General features: G+C 57.9%; 15 protein-coding genes. 3 read left to right on the forward strand and 12 right to left on the reverse strand.

Annotated elements, in window-relative coordinates; translation table 11 throughout:
• The first annotated feature begins 28 nt into the window (after window positions 1-28).
• The gene (locus LHU53_RS18705; RefSeq protein WP_227334299.1) at window positions 29-295 is read left to right on the forward strand and encodes a hypothetical protein; all 267 of its coding nucleotides are present in this window, start codon (window positions 29-31) and stop codon (window positions 293-295) included.
• A gap of 71 nt (window positions 296-366) precedes the next feature.
• Here LHU53_RS18705 and LHU53_RS18710 read toward each other — a convergent pair whose 3' ends face one another.
• From LHU53_RS18710 to LHU53_RS18735, 6 genes are all read right to left on the reverse strand, one after another.
• On the reverse strand, window positions 367-1,845 hold the full coding sequence (locus LHU53_RS18710) for a sigma-54 dependent transcriptional regulator (RefSeq protein ID WP_227334300.1): 1,479 nt from the start codon (window positions 1,843-1,845) through the stop codon (window positions 367-369).
• Window positions 1,845-3,371: a phosphatidylserine/phosphatidylglycerophosphate/cardiolipin synthase family protein gene (locus LHU53_RS18715; RefSeq protein WP_227334301.1), complete on the reverse strand. Its 1,527-nt coding sequence runs from the start codon at window positions 3,369-3,371 to the stop codon at window positions 1,845-1,847. The genes LHU53_RS18710 and LHU53_RS18715 overlap by 1 nt, the downstream gene beginning before the upstream one ends.
• Window positions 3,371-4,591 carry a hypothetical protein gene (locus LHU53_RS18720; RefSeq protein WP_227334302.1) on the reverse strand — a complete coding sequence of 407 codons (1,221 nt, stop codon included), beginning with the start codon at window positions 4,589-4,591 and terminating at the stop codon, window positions 3,371-3,373. The genes LHU53_RS18715 and LHU53_RS18720 overlap by 1 nt, the downstream gene beginning before the upstream one ends.
• Complete coding sequence (locus LHU53_RS18725; protein ID WP_227334303.1) at window positions 4,581-7,199, reverse strand: AAA domain-containing protein; 2,619 nt, start codon at window positions 7,197-7,199, stop codon at window positions 4,581-4,583. Before LHU53_RS18725 ends, LHU53_RS18720 begins: the two co-directional genes overlap by 11 nt.
• 463 nt (window positions 7,200-7,662) lie before the next feature.
• Window positions 7,663-7,986 carry a hypothetical protein gene (locus tag LHU53_RS18730; protein ID WP_227334304.1) on the reverse strand — a complete coding sequence of 108 codons (324 nt, stop codon included), beginning with the start codon at window positions 7,984-7,986 and terminating at the stop codon, window positions 7,663-7,665.
• A 323-nt stretch (window positions 7,987-8,309) separates the two neighbouring features.
• A complete protein-coding gene (locus LHU53_RS18735) occupies window positions 8,310-8,630 on the reverse strand; it encodes a helix-turn-helix domain-containing protein (protein WP_227334305.1) in 321 nt (106 codons plus the stop codon).
• An 83-nt stretch (window positions 8,631-8,713) separates the two neighbouring features.
• Between LHU53_RS18735 and LHU53_RS18740 the strand changes: the two genes are divergently transcribed.
• The gene (locus LHU53_RS18740) at window positions 8,714-9,169 is read left to right on the forward strand and encodes a hypothetical protein (protein WP_227334306.1); all 456 of its coding nucleotides are present in this window, start codon (window positions 8,714-8,716) and stop codon (window positions 9,167-9,169) included.
• Between the two features lie 250 nt (window positions 9,170-9,419).
• Here the strand turns inward: LHU53_RS18740 and LHU53_RS18745 are convergent, their stop codons facing one another.
• From LHU53_RS18745 to LHU53_RS18765, 5 genes are read right to left on the reverse strand one after another with little or no spacing between them, the layout of a single operon-like run.
• On the reverse strand, window positions 9,420-10,460 hold the full coding sequence (locus tag LHU53_RS18745; protein WP_227334307.1) for a hypothetical protein: 1,041 nt from the start codon (window positions 10,458-10,460) through the stop codon (window positions 9,420-9,422).
• Between the two features lie 13 nt (window positions 10,461-10,473).
• Window positions 10,474-10,791 (reverse strand): hypothetical protein, encoded by a 318-nt coding sequence (locus tag LHU53_RS18750; protein WP_227334308.1) that lies wholly within the window; start codon window positions 10,789-10,791, stop codon window positions 10,474-10,476.
• Between the two features lie 14 nt (window positions 10,792-10,805).
• Window positions 10,806-11,024, reverse strand: a complete 219-nt coding sequence (locus LHU53_RS18755) for a hypothetical protein (protein ID WP_227334309.1) — start codon at window positions 11,022-11,024, stop codon at window positions 10,806-10,808.
• A gap of 49 nt (window positions 11,025-11,073) precedes the next feature.
• Entirely contained in the window at window positions 11,074-11,835 is a 762-nt protein-coding gene (locus tag LHU53_RS18760; RefSeq protein ID WP_227334310.1) for a DNA-binding protein, read from the reverse strand.
• Entirely contained in the window at window positions 11,832-13,316 is a 1,485-nt protein-coding gene (locus LHU53_RS18765) for a site-specific integrase (protein WP_227334311.1), read from the reverse strand. Before LHU53_RS18765 ends, LHU53_RS18760 begins: the two co-directional genes overlap by 4 nt.
• 282 nt (window positions 13,317-13,598) lie before the next feature.
• Between LHU53_RS18765 and LHU53_RS18770 the strand changes: the two genes are divergently transcribed.
• Window positions 13,599-14,006, forward strand: coding sequence for a helix-turn-helix domain-containing protein (locus LHU53_RS18770; protein WP_227334312.1), 408 nt, complete (start codon window positions 13,599-13,601; stop codon window positions 14,004-14,006).
• Here LHU53_RS18770 and LHU53_RS18775 read toward each other — a convergent pair.
• Window positions 13,987-15,318 (reverse strand): integrase arm-type DNA-binding domain-containing protein, encoded by a 1,332-nt coding sequence (locus LHU53_RS18775; protein WP_227334313.1) that lies wholly within the window; start codon window positions 15,316-15,318, stop codon window positions 13,987-13,989. The two genes, LHU53_RS18770 and LHU53_RS18775, sit on opposite strands and share 20 nt — an antisense overlap.
• Window positions 15,319-15,407: the final 89 nt, after the last annotated feature.

Raw genomic sequence — 15,407 nt, forward strand, 5'->3', positions numbered from 1 at the left:
TGGGATTGTTCAGGCGCAGCACCAAGGCATGCTTGTCGGCCCCGTCTGGGGTGGTGAAGTGCACGCGGTCTCCCTCGGCAAACTGGGCCAGTTGCACGGTGCTCTTGGCCTGATCCAGCAGGTTCAACCGCTCCACGACCATGCGGGTATTCCTGTTGTGAACGACTACATAATCAGCCTAAAGCTGGCTGCACTAGGCTACTTCTACTTTGCAGCGGTTCCTGTCATCGGCGATCAGCCGCCGAGTTCACGCATGCCTAGCATGAAGCAGTCTTCGGCGCACCTGGACGGCTAACGGTTTCAACGACCGGCGGCCAACGACGTCGGTGAGCCTCGCGCGAATGGGCTCTTCAATCTGTGATGCGCCTATTGATCCTTCTTGAACGGAACTTCAGAGTCAGGGACGTTGTCCATTGCAGATACCGAATCGAGCCGCAGCGTTTTCTCGTCACAGCTGAGAGCCTTGGCAGCTGCAGACCAGGTTCCGTGCCGATCTTTGGCCCACTTGGCGAGTCGATCTCTGAACCAGCGGATTCGCGCTGCACGAGTGCCTTCCCCGAATTCGCTGTTCTCGGAAACTTGTGTCGACGTGAATCGAAGCCAATCGTCCAATGCGGCGCAGAAATTCACCCTCTGATCCGACGCTGACCACCAGGCCATGCACAGCAGAGCAAGGCGTTGAAGGTCTCGGAGGTTGCCCATCAGCGGGCTGCGCTGGAGCGCCCCTTCGATCTCAGGTTCCCATGGAGCATCTGCCGGAAAGTCATCACGCTCCCGGAATTCTTGCCAAACCCGGTTCCAGTCGTCCTTGCAGTCTTCGCGGCACTCGCGCAGCGGTGGAACCGTGACCGAAAGGTGGCTAAGACGGTCGAAAAGGTCAGCGTCAACGCGCTCGCGCAGTTCTGTCAAAGGCAGATTCGAGGCACAGACCAGTTCAACGTCGACGCTTTCCTCGCGGTCGCTGCCGACAGGACGATAGCGTCGTTGGCGATCCTGGAACACGCGTACGAGCTTCCGCTGCACTGGCTTCGGGAGGTCCTGCACTTCGTCTAGGAAGAGAATTCCGCCATTGGCCTCCTTCAGGAGCCCCGGCCGGTCACCAGCGGCGCCCGTGAAGGCGCCTTTGCGGTGACCAAAGAGCAAGCTCTCGGCGAGTGCCGAGTCGAGTCCGCCACATGGGACCGTTACTACGCTTTTCCGTCCTTTGAGGGTTGCGATGAACGTTTCAACTAGGCGCGTCTTGCCCGTTCCTCGTTCGCCAAGGATGAGCAAGGGCGCCCCGAAGACGCGTGCATACCGAGCAAGGCGCTCCAAGGCCTGGCGACGGGCAGGCGATCGGGCCTGCGCCTCGTAGACCGCCAGCTGCGGCTGGAGGCGCGCCACGCGCTGTATCTCGGCAAGGTAGGTGGTGATCGAGAAGTCCACGGGATCTATGCGGACCCGGCTCGTCTCGCGACTCATCTGCGACGACCACAGCTGCGTGCCTTCGGGCAAGGCGCCTCCTGCGTGGAGCATGAGCCACACGCTGTGCATCGCAGGCGTACCCGGCGACACATTGATGTGCAGGCCCCCTCGAACGCTTCGCAGCCGTGGAAGCACTACATCGCGCATCTGCTCGTAGATCGCTGCATGTTGGGTTGGGTCCTCGAGCGCGATGTCGATGGGCTCGACCACGGCTTGTCCCACCTTTGCCGGCACATCCGGCGTTCTCGTCGCCTGTACTAGGTAGAGCACTCGATCGATGTCGATGCGCCGGTTCTGGAGCGCTTTGATGGCGCGGTCGAGCACCTCGATGCCCGCACGCTCGGCGTGCCAGCAGAGAAGCGTTCCCGTGCGCCGGCCCATCAGTTCACCCCTTCGGTGACCACAATTGTGGCGGCCGCGACCTCAGCCATCACCGCGCGCGCTTGCTCCAACTCGTCGGCGGATCGAACCGCGACCACCAGGCGCCCACTCGGCTCGCGGAATACAGCCGGCTGGTACCCAATGGCTGGCTGGTCCTTCTCCTCGGTGCGTCGTAGCTTCTCTTTGGCCTTGGCGGCCAGGGTCGGTGCGACCACCAGCCAACCGCAGCGAAGCTCGTGGGCGAGGGTCGACGGCAACCCCTTTTCGGCCGGAAGCTGGGGCCGACGAGTCTCGATCGCCGCGGCTGATTCGGCCGTGACAGCACCAAGATCCACATCGACCGAGGTGACGATCTCAGCATCGACGAGCTGCCCCTGTTTCCAAAGCTTCACCGCGCCGAGGAGATCACCGAGGCGAGGCCTGGGTTCGAGGCGCCATGGCGCAGCAGCACACCAGCTTTCGAGCTGCTCCAACACTTCCCGCGAGCGCGCATCGGCGAATCGCAGACCCAGTTCGAACCCATGGTCCAGTCCATCGTGCTGCAGGTTCGCCGACATCACCAGCGACTGCCCCGAGTCGATCCAGATCGCCTTGGCGTGCAGCCAGCGGAAGCCGAGAACGGTGGCACCGGCCTCGGCCAAAGCCAAGAGTGTGGGCATCGACGAGGGACGGATGCGCGCCAGCACGGTGACGTCCAGGCCATCACGGGCTCGGGCACAGAGCCGCTTGACAACAGCGTGATCCTCATCCCAGCCGAAGCTGCTGACCACGATGCGCGACCTTGCCCTGTCGATGAGTCGCAGCGCCTCGTCGTGGATTGCGTTGACTTTCACGGTGGTCGCCACTATGGCCCCGCCGGGGTCAGGGTGGGGCACTTTCCCAATGGGGCGGGTGGCCTTGAAGCGATCCTTCGGATCGATCAGTTCGTGCTCCGCCGCTTCCCACATCGCCCATTTCAGGTAGTCGGTGACCTCAATCACCTCCGATGCGGTAAGAGTGACGGCCAGTTCCTCGTTCCGCTCAAGCGCTTCGGTGGTGAGGTTCGCAGTGAGCAACAGGCCCGCCGGGCGAGTTTCCGGATCAACCACTACGACCTTCGCGTGGAAATGCGGCGCAGACCGGAAGAGTGCGTGCCCACCAAGTCGGGCGAGCATTGCCTTGTGCTGATCGAGGACGCGCTTGTCGAACTCGCCTTCGCCCTCCTCGCGCCCAAGGCGCGCTTCTGAGGCCAGCAGCACGTAGACGCGAACTCCGCGCTTTGCTGCGTCGAGAATCGCATCCTCGACCCCCTTGTCGGCGAGCAGGAAGCTGCACATCACGGCTTTGTCTCGAGCCTGCGAGAGCAACGAAACGACGGCGTTCGCCATCTCCCGGCTCCGACCGGACTCGAACACGGCCCGCCCTCGTTCGCTTCGCGCGGCAGCGACAGAAGGCGTGGACGCCCACGTCGGCGGCAACTCACGTTGCCGCTGGTCGATGATCTCGACGAATCGCTTCTCCCAAGTTGAGTTGTTCTTCGTCTTCATCACAGGCTCCAATCCTCGGCAGCAACCAAGTGCCATGTGCCTGGTGTCGGTCTATCTGTGCGGTCACGCCAGGCTGCCTCCGCAAGCTCCTGTCTGGTCGGCGTGGGTGGGTCAAACTCAGCGAACGGCTTGACCGCCTCGGCCGCCCATGTGCAGAAGTGCTCCGTGGTCGCGTAGTCTCGCACTCGCTCTCGTAGCCGCCAATCCGCCCAGCGCGTGGCGTCCTGGGCAGAGCGTGCTCGCAGCGCGATCCCCTCGACCGTCGTCGCGTCGAAGATTCCAAGTGACTCGATGTCAGGGCGCTTGAAGGAGACCCCTCGGACGAGAGACTCGCGCTCGTCGGCAATCGTCTCGTCGAAGCCGATCCTCAGCGCAGCGACCGAGTCGTCCCATCGCGGCCACAGCCCCTCGACCTGCATCAGCTGCATCCAGACCGCGTCCGCAGCCATCTCCGGCGCGTCGACGGCGGCATTCACGGGCGTGCCACCCAGGCTGCCGCCGATCCTCAAGCGAGCATCCGTGACATCCCATGTCGCCCGGAGCGTCGTCTCAGCCTCTGCCACCTCGCCCTCAGCCTCAAGCTGTTCGATGCGCAGTGGCGCGCCGCCGACCAGCGGCGTCGTGATGACGCCGACTGCATCTCGAACCCACCGAGGCAGCTTCTCGAAGCGGCGCTTGGGCGCCTTGTCGCGCTCCTCGCCCCAAACCTCGTCATATGCACTCGACTCCCGCCATGGCTCAACGCGAAGGATGGTGGCGCCAAGCAGCGGATCTTTGCTGGCCCACACCGTCCACGTCCCCTGCTCAGGGATGTAGATCTGCTTCGTATCCAGGGCCGTAGAGCCAGACTCGGTCAACCGGTACTGCCGGTCCACCTGCTCGAGAAGCCCATATTGCTGTCCGATCTGCAGCAGACGCTGGGCGATGACCCGACGCGAGTTGTGCTCGAAGAGCAGATGCTCAGCAACATCCCCAGCATCGGTTTGCCCGCGCTCTCGCGCTCGTAGCAAAACGGGCAATAGCTCGTTGCGTTTTGCCGCCTTCGCGACCTGGCCAATCACGCGCCAGCACTCAACTCGGATCTCCCTGGTCAAGCGGATTACGCCAGCAGCGTCAGTAGGTTCAGGTTTGACCGATTGCGCAGCACGCTGCTGCGGAGCAGCCGTGGCGGGCGCCGATTTCAATAGCTTGCCGAGCTCAGCAAGGCCGTTAACTCGCATGGGTTCCTCCCGATTCTTGGATCTGCGCTTCCCAAACTTCTTGCTCGGCGAAGACGCCCAGCGCGGAAGGCTGGGCTCTTTTCATGGCGTGACGGTCGCCGACGACGATGCGCTGATACCGCGCCCGGGTGAGTGCAACGTTCAGGCGGTTTGGGCTTTCGAGGAAGCTCGTTGGGCGCGCGCTCGCAAAGGAGAGGATCACCAAGTCGGCCTCGTGGCCCTGGAAGCGGTCCACGGTGCAGAGTTCGATGGTGAGGTGTACCTCGGCCTTCGCTCCTCGCGTGAATTGCCGCATGCCGCTCCCCTGTCGGGTCCAGCGCCGAAGGTGGCTGCGGATCTCGCGCTCCTGACCTCGGTAAAAGGTCAGCACCGCAGCCTCCCATGGGCGCCCGTCGCGGCGAGGGTTGTGCGCTGCCCAGGCGTCGAACTCCCGCAGTTCGTAGATGACCGCGCCGGCCTCGGCAGGGTTCGAATTGAATCGGCTGTTGAAGCTGCCACGGACATCGAGCCAGACAGCTCTGTGAGCGTGGCGCCGGAAACTCCAGGTGCGCTCGTCTTCCATGTAGTCAGGGGTGAAGAGCGCCTCGCCCTCGTAGATGAGCTTGTGCGGGAATGCCGCAATGTCAGGATGCATTCGGTGCTGCGTGCTGAGGCGCACATGGCGTGCTCGGAGCGCTGACGCCGGCAGCCCGTCTGAGAGTGCGGTCGGCTTCTTCGCTTGCGGGTCACGCTCAAAGCCTTGACGAAGCGACTCGAGGATTGAAGGCAATGCGACCCTGCGGACGCGGTCGATCTCGCCCCAGACCGCTTCTGTGTCGACGCCCGTCTCAACGGCCGGTAGCAGCTCCTTAATCTGCTTGCGGAGCCGCTGACTCGTCGAGCGGGTTTGGCGTTCACCGGGCTCGACCTCGTGTGCCAAGCGCTGCTCGTAGAGGCGGGCAAGGCGCCAGGCGACCTCGGCGGCCCACTCGGGCTGCGCTTCGCGTCCGCGCCCGGAAATTCGCAACCAAGCATCGGCCCTGCGCCGAAGCGCATACAGGCCATCACCGGTATGCCGCACGGTGGCGACGTCGAGTGGCAGTTCCTCCAGGCGGCGCTCGAGATCGGCGAGCGCTCCGGCGACCACGGCCGCGCTCCAGATCACGTCGTCGTTGCTGGCGTCCGCGAGCTCGACCCCGCGAGCTGCCGCCTGCGCGGCATACACGCCCAGCGTCTTCGCTTCATCGATGGATACGACAGCCACTCGTCGCCGCCGCGGGTCTTCCTGGCTCGCCATGAAGACATCGATGCAGGCATTGCGGGTACCCTCATCACGGAGGCATGCCTCGACGTTGACGGCCATCGCGGCATCGTCGACGTAGGGCGACAGCTGCTTCGAGTCGCCGACGATCACCCACCGCTTCGCGAGTAGCGCGGGAACCAGGAATTCCTGGAAGGTTGTCTTGGACGCCTCGTCGATGATCAGCACATCGAAGGTCGCTGCCGCGTGTCCGCTCGCCTTAATGTCTGGGTGCTGCAGGATGCCGATGGTCGTCCCGCAAACCAGGTTTGCTGCGTCGAGCACCATACGTTCGATGGTTGTTGGCCCATGTCTGACCTCCTCCAGCAGGGCCTGTTGCGACTCGCTCAGGCCACGGCGGCCGTCGAGGTGCCGGAGCAAGCGTTCTCTTTCGGTCTTCACGAAACGCTCAAGCTGCCAGGGGCCTGCCTTCTCGGAGACGTTCCTGCGCTCACCGATCCGCACCGGGATGACCAAATCACGGTGTGAGTTGCGTTCATCCATCAGCCGCTCGAGCACGTTGTCGACGGCGACATGGGTGGATGCGCAGAGGAGCGCCCGCTTGCCCTGCCTGGCGAGCTGCAACACCAACTCGCAAATGGCCGTGGTTTTGCCGGAGCCTGGCGGACCCTCCAGAAGTACGAAGTCAGGCGTTGCCAAGGCGATGTCGACGAAGCGACGCTGCTCGTCCGTCCCCGGGCGTGCCTCGTCGGTCAGCACCATCCAGCCGTCATCCTCGATTCCGACTGGCTCGAAGGATGGCCACCGAGCGTGCTCCACAGATTCCATCAGGCGCAGCAGTGGCCGGTGCGAGGACGAGGGTGCGTTCTGTAGCGCCTGCAGCGCCTGAATCTGCCGTAGCAGTGTGAGCGTATTCGGGCGCAAGAGCAACTGGTCGCCATTCGGTCGGCGATCGAGCAGGAGCTGGGATGTCTCGGGGTCTCGGTCGAGCACTAGGAGCTTGCGGTTGTCAGCAAACTTCTTCCAGCCGTTACTGCGGCGGTCAGTCGTGGCATCCAGGTCGTCGTCGACCCATTCGAATACATCGCGGACATTCTCGTCCATGAACGCTCGGAACGTCGACTCGGGCTCGTTAGGGCGCTCATTGGGCTCTTCGAGCTGGATCCAGAAGCCACGCGCGCGGTCGGCCTGGTCACCCTCCGGCGGCGTGCTGGGCTTCCACGCGAGCCGCTTCACGGCGGCATCGCTCTCCATGTACTCCTTCGTTCGACGGAGGAAGTCATGGAACGTCTTCAAGCCGAAGAAGACACTTTTGAGGAGGGTGTCTGGTCGAGCGGCATCCAGATTGTTGTAGTGAAGTAGCGCCATTGAACCTCTCTTGCAAATTTGTGACCGAAGTGGTTGCCATCAACGTTTGCAAGTGAGATGCCAGCCAGCCACGATGGCCTAACTAGTTATGAAGAATACATTTTTCTGTCCATCGCATCAGAGAATCCGGGTGTTTTTTACCGTCAACTGGTGAAACCACCCGTCTTTTGACGGGGTCCAGACAGGGGCACTAGATTGGTTAGGCAAACTCCTTACTGAATTGGCCAGGTTTTTAGGTTGAGATACCGCAGATCCTCTTCGCCCATTTGACGTAGGGCTTGGACAAACAACTCACGATTGAGGACGGTCCGATTGGCACTCATGGCTGATGGCGATCTCGCACGGCAAGCAACAGGCCAGAAGTTTAGTGGGCATTGGTCGTGCAACAAGACCACTGCCGCCGGTTCACCTGGCGCCGCTAATCAGGTGGACGTCTTGCGGTCAATATGTGTTCGCCGGTTGCTTACAGAGGTCTTGCATCGGGCGAGGCCTCCTCGACCACGAGTGCCAGTCTGAAATCCAGACTGTCCTCGGCCATGGGCTCCACAACTTCGTAGACGCCGCCTAACTGCGTGACGATTTCTCTGGTGGTTGTGTCCCAATGTGCAATCGCGGTGGTCACGCGGATGCGACTGGTGCCGGGTAGTTCGCAGACCAGCACCTGTTCGCCGTCGAAGGGGTAGGTTCGCCAGCGGAGAACACGGATGCGTGGTTGAACGTTGACGTCTGGAGCGTGCCGGACATGGCAGACGGCTGCTATAAGATCTAGAGTATTCATGTTTTTCATGAACACAATTTTGGCGAGCGACGGCGACTCAACCAGACAAATTTAAACAAAAACGGGACCGCTCGATTAGTGAATATCTCATTCACCATTCAGTGCCAATTTGGCAGCTAAATCTGTCGTTTTTTGATCAACAGCACTGAACAACGGGGTAAGCATGCATACCGATTACCCTACTGATCTCATGGGACTTTTGCTTTTTGAGGTGGGTCCTCCTGCAGGCATCACACAGATCTGTTCGAGTGAGGTTTTCGGCGGCAGCGACAAGTTTCCCAACCAGTCGACATTCGAAACCGGCCAGTTTTTTCTGACCTAACCGAAGAAGCTCATTCGTCCGATTTGGACGTATTGAATCGCTTGTCCTCTGTGACGTAGCCCGGCGTCACAAGCGGTCCCGAGTCTGCCATCTCTGCAAGCTCCACAGCGTTCTTCACCAACTGCGATGGTGTTTCATCTAAGGCATACGCGAGTGCGCAAATCACGCTGAGCGTTGGCTGACGCCTGCCGGTTTCAAGCAAGCCAATAAATGTACGGTCAAGCGAGGCCTTGTCCGCCAGCTCCTCCTGTGTCATCCGCTGTTGACGGCGGATCTTCTTCAATGTTGTTGCAAAGGCGTCTATGACGGCCTCGTTTCGCGCTCTTGCCATGAGAGCGATCTTCCGGCTTGGCAGACTATAGTCAACCGACTATAGTCTGTGTTTTAACTTCAATCTCAAACCGGATCTTTTGTATGTTCATCACTGACCAGCGCAACCTGTCTCCCGTTTCAGCCCTTCATTGCGACCCAGGCCAAAAGTCTTGGCTGCTGTGTGAACTGGCGTTGTCCCGTCCCTGGTTCCTAGTGACCCTGCTTCAATCCGACCCAGACGATTCGGATTGCGTGATGAAACGAACCCTGTTCGCCTCAAGCATCGAGCAGGTAGCGGCTTGGGCTAAGCAGGGCGCAAATGGACAAATCAAGTTTGATTCCGCTTTGATCGTGACCCCCAACACAACAAACGGGACCAGCACTTGGCAGATGGAGCCACTGGCGTCCATCTGGTCCGCCGAGGAGCCCGAAGGCCTACCAGGTTACCCGGTTGATGTTTGTCAAACTCAATCCGGTGCCAGGTACGTTACGTCGATTTTCGGCTGCCCACCAGAACAACTCACAAACTACAAGCTACGTCATCAATTTTCTGCTTAACGCACTGACTGACTGGGTACGCGATTGCGGACACGATTCCGTAAAGATGGCAGACATCAAATTGCCCTGTCTGCCTTTGACTTATTTCATTGAATTCTCTTGTTCCGCTACCCAAAAAAAGGACGACGCTTACCTTGCATTGCCACCATCAAGTCGTCCTAACGCCACCTCTCCAAACTATGTTGTTTGCCTGGATGGCCATTTTGTTGATTGATCCATTGCAGTAACTTAACCAGAACCCCAAATCAACCTACTTGCCTGTCACTGGACTGAGATTTCCTTTTTTTGCGTTGATCATCTTCAAGCCGCTTCGGTCAAGGGGTCTTACTGTTCGCGGAACCTCCACGCGCAGCGCCACACCCTTATCTGGCTTTTTACGCCGTTTGCCGCCAGCGCGTATGCCGTAGAGCGCTTGAGTCTCTGCTGCCGAGTGACCCAGAAGCGCGCCGATCTCTTCGGCCGAAAAACCTTCATCGCGTAATCGCGTTGCAGCAGAATGTCGAAAAACATATGCGGTCGCAAACGGTAGCCCGGGTAAGGCCTTCGCACTTGCTCGCTGCAGCTGGTTTCGTAACCCATCCACCGTTTCCACAGAGACGACAAATGTGCCTTCCTTCAAAAGTCGCTGATACCATGCGCGAGGTAATGTTTTTATCGGCTGCGATATGCGGCGCCAAGGTTGACCGGCGATTTCCGTGACTTTTGCTCCGAGCACTGTCATGTTGTACCAACCAGTGGTGCCCATCGCAATCTGGACTCCCGTCACCAACTCCTTCGGGCGACAGCCGATACGTGCCATGACACGAACAGCATCCAGATATTTGGTGCGCCGCACTGCCATCAGCATTCTGCCACTCCAGTTTTTCACAGACTTGGAAATCCGTTTTAACTCACCTCGCTTCGATCCTCGCACTGGCATACTGAAACCGTCCAATGGTTCTACGGGTGTGCGCTGGTATTCGTGAACAGCGTGGTAGGTCTTCAGGCGCTCAGTCAGCACAGATACGTGTTGCATGAATTCGACAGGCCCGGTGTCACCTGGCTCAAGCGCTTTTAGTCTGTCAAGTCGTATGCGTAGTTCACCTCGCAAGTGCCAGCACAAGGCCGACTTGTATGCTTTGAACGACTGAGCACTATTGGAGTAACCATTCAGTGCTTGCTGCCATCGAACGTGCTCGTCCAGCTCCGGGTAATCTTCGATGAACGCCCGCAGCCAAATGATCTTCTTTTTGTAATCCTTGATTGAGCTGTGCTTGGGCTGAGGCCAGCTTGCGATCCGTTCAGCTTCCATGATGACCGGGTCATCAAAAACGTCGCCAGGCAAGCGACAGTTGTTTTCCGCCTTCTGGTTTTTCGATTCCGCTGCAGTCGTTTTTGCTGTCTTCCCGGCGACGAACGATGCAGCTGCCCTTGCACGGTTCATGGCGTCTTGGTCTGTCGAACTCGAATGCATAGTCACGGTGCCGATCCATCAACGGTGGCGACCACAGACTGAAGCGAAGCCGTTGTGCAGCAGAGGCTACCGCCTCTGCTGCACCGCTGCCACCGCCAGCAAGCGTCACGCCGGCAACGGAACGACGTGCGTCGTCCGTCACCGTCATGCTGCTTGCTTTCGTTGTCATCGGGGGGGCCTGCGTTAGGCATTTTTTTGCATACGGCCCCAGTTATCGCGCTCTTTTGAACATAGTAATCGCGACCCAAAAAATCGCCCGATAACTGGAACTGCAGTATCGGCTTCGTCGTCAAAACGGCCACGATGGCATATTTCGGCACCGTTGATTTCAGTCGCGGTGACTGTGACAGTCGATGTCGCCACGTATTGATGACAAAGCCCGTTGGCATTGCGTTGATCCATTCAGCTGTTATTCCAAGCTGATCCACAGGAGCTGTTTCAGCGCTGCTGTTCACGGCTTTGTCACCTCAGGCAGCGCAGTCGGTGCAAGGGCGAAATGGCTGTCTCGCTGTTGTTGAAACTCGCCAACACGGATCTGCGCGCCAGCCAGACTTTCGCGTGTCGTAGCTAGATCAAGCCTGGTGGCCTCGAGTTCTTGCTGTGAATCAGCATACTGTCGCTTGGTGATGTCCAGTTCAATTTCAGTGGTCGCCAGGCGCTGCAAGTGAAATTCCAGCTCGGTTTGAGCCTGTGTGGTGGCGACTTGCGCTTTCAGATTGATTTCATTGACTGCTGCCAGGTCTGCTCTTAGCTGTTGAATGTTTTCTGCTTGCTCGCAGACCCGGCCGACCAGTTCGCTATGGCCCTGGCGAACTTCCATCAACTCGGCTTGAGCTTCTTCCAGCTGAGATTCAACATCAGCCAAGCTCTCGAGCAGTGTCGAATTTTCATGTTCTGTTGCATTGATTAGTGCCTGAAAGTTGTTTTCGATTTCGCTACGCACAACCTCAAAGTGGTCGTTGACTGCTTTCGCCAGGGCTTTAGGAATCGCTGGCGCTGACATGGCGCCGAGATGTCGCGCGCGCCACATGGCCAGGAATTCACCAAGTTTCACTGTGCTGCCAGTTCCCAAAATGGCTCGGACACCCTGAATCGTTGGTACCGGCCCCTGACCGCCTTGCCAGATGCCGTCGGCTGCTTCGAAAACCGTTTTTTGGTCGATGCCTTTGGGGCCTGGTCGCCTGCGCTCCAATGGTTTAATGTCGGCGTTCATGATTGGCTCCATCTGGATTGGCATTTCGAAATGTTCGGCAATTCGAATTGCGTTGGTGATTTCATAGTTTGAACTTGAAATCGGATTGGCTTTTGAAACCAATATTCATTGGCAAATGTCTCACTTGGGAGATGACGGGGTTCGCATGCCTGAGCCTCTTGCTTGTCGAGTACGGCTTCAGTGATGGGCGTAAATTTGTCTTCATCTTGATCAGGACAAATGCACCCTTCGCGGAGGTCGTCTAAGTAGTCCGCCCATGCCTGCAGCATCTGACGACGTTCTTTCAGATGTTGTACGCGGTTGTATGCCGTCCCATTTTGGTCTGGTACCGTGTGCGCGAGTTGTAACTCTGCGATGTCTTTGTTCCAGCCCAAGCGCTCGACGAGCATGGTTCTTGCCGTGGGCCGAAATCCGTGCGCTGTTACCTCCGTGCTAGTTGAGTAACCCATGATTTTCAGGGCGCGATTCAACGTACCTCCCGACATGCATCTGTCAGTTCGTCCTTTAGCAGGGAATACATACTGGCTGTCATTTCTCTGGTTAAACAGGCCTCGCAGGATTCGTACCGCTTGATCGGGGAGAGGAACAATGTGAGGCGGGCCGTAAAGTTTTCGGTGTTGCTGACCCTTCATGCGTATTGCTGGCACTCGCCATTCACCTCGATTCAGATCGAATTCACCCCATTGCGCTTTGCGCAGCTCACCACCGCGTACCATGAGCATGGCGTTCAATTCAAGCGCGGCTCTTACGACCGCCGTTCCTCTGTACTGATGAATTTTCCTCAGCAAATTGGCTAGCTGCATCGGATCGATGATCGCAGGATAGTGTCTGGTCACTGGAGTCTGTAATGCTTCAAGTACTGAGTTGCAAGGATTCACGCTAATTTGTTCCTCGGCAATCGCCAGATCCATAATGCGTTTACAGATTTTGAAAACTCGGATGCCAGTCTCAACTCGACCACTGGCCTGGATGGACCGGCACAACGCGGTGATGTCGGACGGACCTAGCTCCGTGATTTGGCGAGCGCCAAATTTTGGAAGTAGATATTTTTTTATGCGCCCTAGTACTTTGTTGGCGTAGTCACAGACCCAGTCACCTTTCCGTAGCTCGAACCATGTATGGGCCGCAGCTGCAAAGGAGCCAGCGACTATGCCGAGTCGTTTCAACGCAGCGGTATCTTTGCGTTGTGCACTCCATTGGCGGCCCATCTCTTTGCGCAAAGCTGAGGGATCAGAACCTTGAGCCAACAGATTGCGAAACTCTGTGGCAGCAGCACGAGCCTCATCCAAAGTGGTGTCTGGAAAAACCCCCGCACTCAATGTTTTACGCGAAGCGCCAAATGAATAGTCGAATCGCCAAAAAAAACGATCGGGAGTTTTTCCTTTGATCAGATAGAGGCTTCCACCGTCACTCAGTCGATTGGCATTCGCCATCAGTTCGGGAATGGCATTGTTATTTGGAATGGTGTTTAACTTCTTCATTGATGAAAGCTGCTTTCAACCCGTTGTTGTGTTGTTGAGTTCCTCGCAATTGGTGCGGTATGTGTTCAATTTTTAGGCAGCGCACGTTTTCATGTGGTCATAACTCCCTGTTGTAAGGTCGTCTATATTCCATTAATGTGTTACATTTTTTGCGAAGTTTTCGTTTCATCATGCATAAGTGCCGGTGCCATAGATCTGAATGATTCGATCAGTGGTCTACAGGCTCGCGTTGCTCGTGGTGACGGGTTGTCTAAAGACTATTTTTGGAAGGGAGATGTTGAAATGAAGGCGGGCAACAACGGGAAAGTTGATGCCAACTCGATTCAGAAGGTCGCAGGCTTGCTGGCCGAGGGGGCAAGTTGTGCATCAGTGGCAGCAGCGGTCGGTGCTAGCCGCCAGAGTGCATACCGTTGGAAGCGAAAGTTTGAAGCGGCGGGTGTCGACGGCTTGATGGTCATCGGGCGAAAGGGCCGCCCGCCGAGGTTGACGACAGATCAAATTGCAACACTGAAATTTGCCTTGGCTCAAAGCCCTAGCAAATTTGGCGAAAACGGCGACACCTGGAGTTTGAAGAAGGTGGCGCGTTATATCTCTGTAGCGTTTCATGTTAGCTACGAAGATTCAAACGTTTCGCGCCTCCTGATCAGCATGGGCTTGGACGTCAAAACACTCAGGCAGCGAGTTGATTGACCTGTAAACGACGTGATACTGGATTGAACTTTGGCAGTACCGGATGAACGATCTTGCTGCGGCCCAAGCGCAGATCGTCCAGGTAATCAGCCCACGCCTGCATCATTTCGAATCTTTTTTTGAGAAATTCGGTTCTGTTGTATGCCGTGCCATTCGCATCCTTGACTGCATGCGCCAACTGCATCTCAACGACGGACTCTGGAAACTGCAACAACTCTACGATCATCGTGCGGGCGGTGGCGCGAAATCCGTGTGCCGTCGCCTCATCACTCGCATAGCCCATGGCACGGAGCGCCACGTTCAACGTGTTCTCTGACATGAATCGCCCGGCTCGGCCTTCAGCCGGAAAGGTCTGTCCTGTTGATCCTGTGCGCATGAAGAGCGACTCCAGCAACCCGACGGCTTGTTTGGGCAGGGGGACAAGATGGGGCTGTCCGTTCTCTTTCTCTTCCTTGGTGCGCTTCATCCGCATGGATGGGATGTACCACAGACCGTTGTCCAAATCGAATTCATCCCATTTTGCCAAGCGCAGTTCGCCAGGTCGCACCATCAACATGGTCGCGAGTTGCAAAGCGGTGCGGACCACCAACGATCCTCTGTATGCATCGATGGCACGAAGCATTTCCGCAAGTACATCAGGATTAGTTACCGCGCCGAAGTGGCAGACGGCGGGCTTTTTCAGAGCGTCGCGGATGTCTTGGCAGGGGTCGCGTAAATCGGCTCCCTCGGCAATCGCAAACCGAAAGACGGATGAGCAATGCTCACGCAGGCGATGCGCGGTTTCCAGTGTGTCGTTGTCTTCAACCCGCCGACAGGCAGCCAAAACCGTCTTGGGTGTAATCACGGACAAAGCCAGGTTGCCAAACTGGGGAAACCCGTGTAGCTCCAGACGACGAATGACCTTGGAACTGTAGGTCTCCATCCATTGGCTTTTCTTGACACTAAACCAGCGCCGTGCGACCTCCTCAAAGGTGCCAATTGCCGGTAAGCCTTTCTGCTGGCGCTGTTCGGCCTCCAGGCTGACTTGAATAGCAGTTCTTTGGGCTTGACGCTCCTGCGACGGGTTGACCCCCATGGCCAAGCTCGCCCACGCCTTCTCCGCCTTTGATCTGGCCTCAGCGAGCCCCGTTTTTGGATACACGCCGAGGCTCAGCGTTTTGCGCTTGCCCTCAAAGGTGTAGTCCAATCGCCAATAGTGGGACATCCCGTTGGCAAAAGGGAGCAGATGTAATCCACCCCCGTCGTTCAACCGCTGGGATCCGGGCTTCAGCGCCTGGATCACACGGTCACTCTTGATCAACTTCACCGCCATACTTCCGCCTCCTACGCTGCACACGTGCCTTGGTTACAGGGAGTGATGCAGTAACTTTTTGGCAGTGACGTTGTGAAACGATAGTTACT

This window comes from Rhodoferax sp. U2-2l (assembly GCF_020594515.1).
In the GTDB taxonomy this organism is placed as follows: Bacteria; Pseudomonadota; Gammaproteobacteria; order Burkholderiales; family Burkholderiaceae_C; genus Rhodoferax.

Excerpts from the sequence above, each read along its gene's own strand:
- LHU53_RS18705 (WP_227334299.1), top strand. The coding sequence starts at position 29 with ATGCTTGTCGGCCCCGTCTGGGGTGGTGAAGTGCACGCGGTCTCCCTC.
- LHU53_RS18710 (WP_227334300.1), bottom strand. The coding sequence starts at position 1,845 with ATGGGCCGGCGCACGGGAACGCTTCTCTGCTGGCACGCCGAGCGTGCG.
- LHU53_RS18715 (WP_227334301.1), bottom strand. The coding sequence starts at position 3,371 with ATGAAGACGAAGAACAACTCAACTTGGGAGAAGCGATTCGTCGAGATC.
- LHU53_RS18720 (WP_227334302.1), bottom strand. The coding sequence starts at position 4,591 with ATGCGAGTTAACGGCCTTGCTGAGCTCGGCAAGCTATTGAAATCGGCG.
- LHU53_RS18725 (WP_227334303.1), bottom strand. The coding sequence starts at position 7,199 with ATGGCGCTACTTCACTACAACAATCTGGATGCCGCTCGACCAGACACC.
- LHU53_RS18730 (WP_227334304.1), bottom strand. The coding sequence starts at position 7,986 with ATGAAAAACATGAATACTCTAGATCTTATAGCAGCCGTCTGCCATGTC.
- LHU53_RS18735 (WP_227334305.1), bottom strand. The coding sequence starts at position 8,630 with ATGGCAAGAGCGCGAAACGAGGCCGTCATAGACGCCTTTGCAACAACA.
- LHU53_RS18740 (WP_227334306.1), top strand. The coding sequence starts at position 8,714 with ATGTTCATCACTGACCAGCGCAACCTGTCTCCCGTTTCAGCCCTTCAT.
- LHU53_RS18745 (WP_227334307.1), bottom strand. The coding sequence starts at position 10,460 with ATGGAAGCTGAACGGATCGCAAGCTGGCCTCAGCCCAAGCACAGCTCA.
- LHU53_RS18750 (WP_227334308.1), bottom strand. The coding sequence starts at position 10,791 with ATGACAACGAAAGCAAGCAGCATGACGGTGACGGACGACGCACGTCGT.
- LHU53_RS18755 (WP_227334309.1), bottom strand. The coding sequence starts at position 11,024 with ATGGATCAACGCAATGCCAACGGGCTTTGTCATCAATACGTGGCGACA.
- LHU53_RS18760 (WP_227334310.1), bottom strand. The coding sequence starts at position 11,835 with ATGAACGCCGACATTAAACCATTGGAGCGCAGGCGACCAGGCCCCAAA.
- LHU53_RS18765 (WP_227334311.1), bottom strand. The coding sequence starts at position 13,316 with ATGAAGAAGTTAAACACCATTCCAAATAACAATGCCATTCCCGAACTG.
- LHU53_RS18770 (WP_227334312.1), top strand. The coding sequence starts at position 13,599 with ATGAAGGCGGGCAACAACGGGAAAGTTGATGCCAACTCGATTCAGAAG.
- LHU53_RS18775 (WP_227334313.1), bottom strand. The coding sequence starts at position 15,318 with ATGGCGGTGAAGTTGATCAAGAGTGACCGTGTGATCCAGGCGCTGAAG.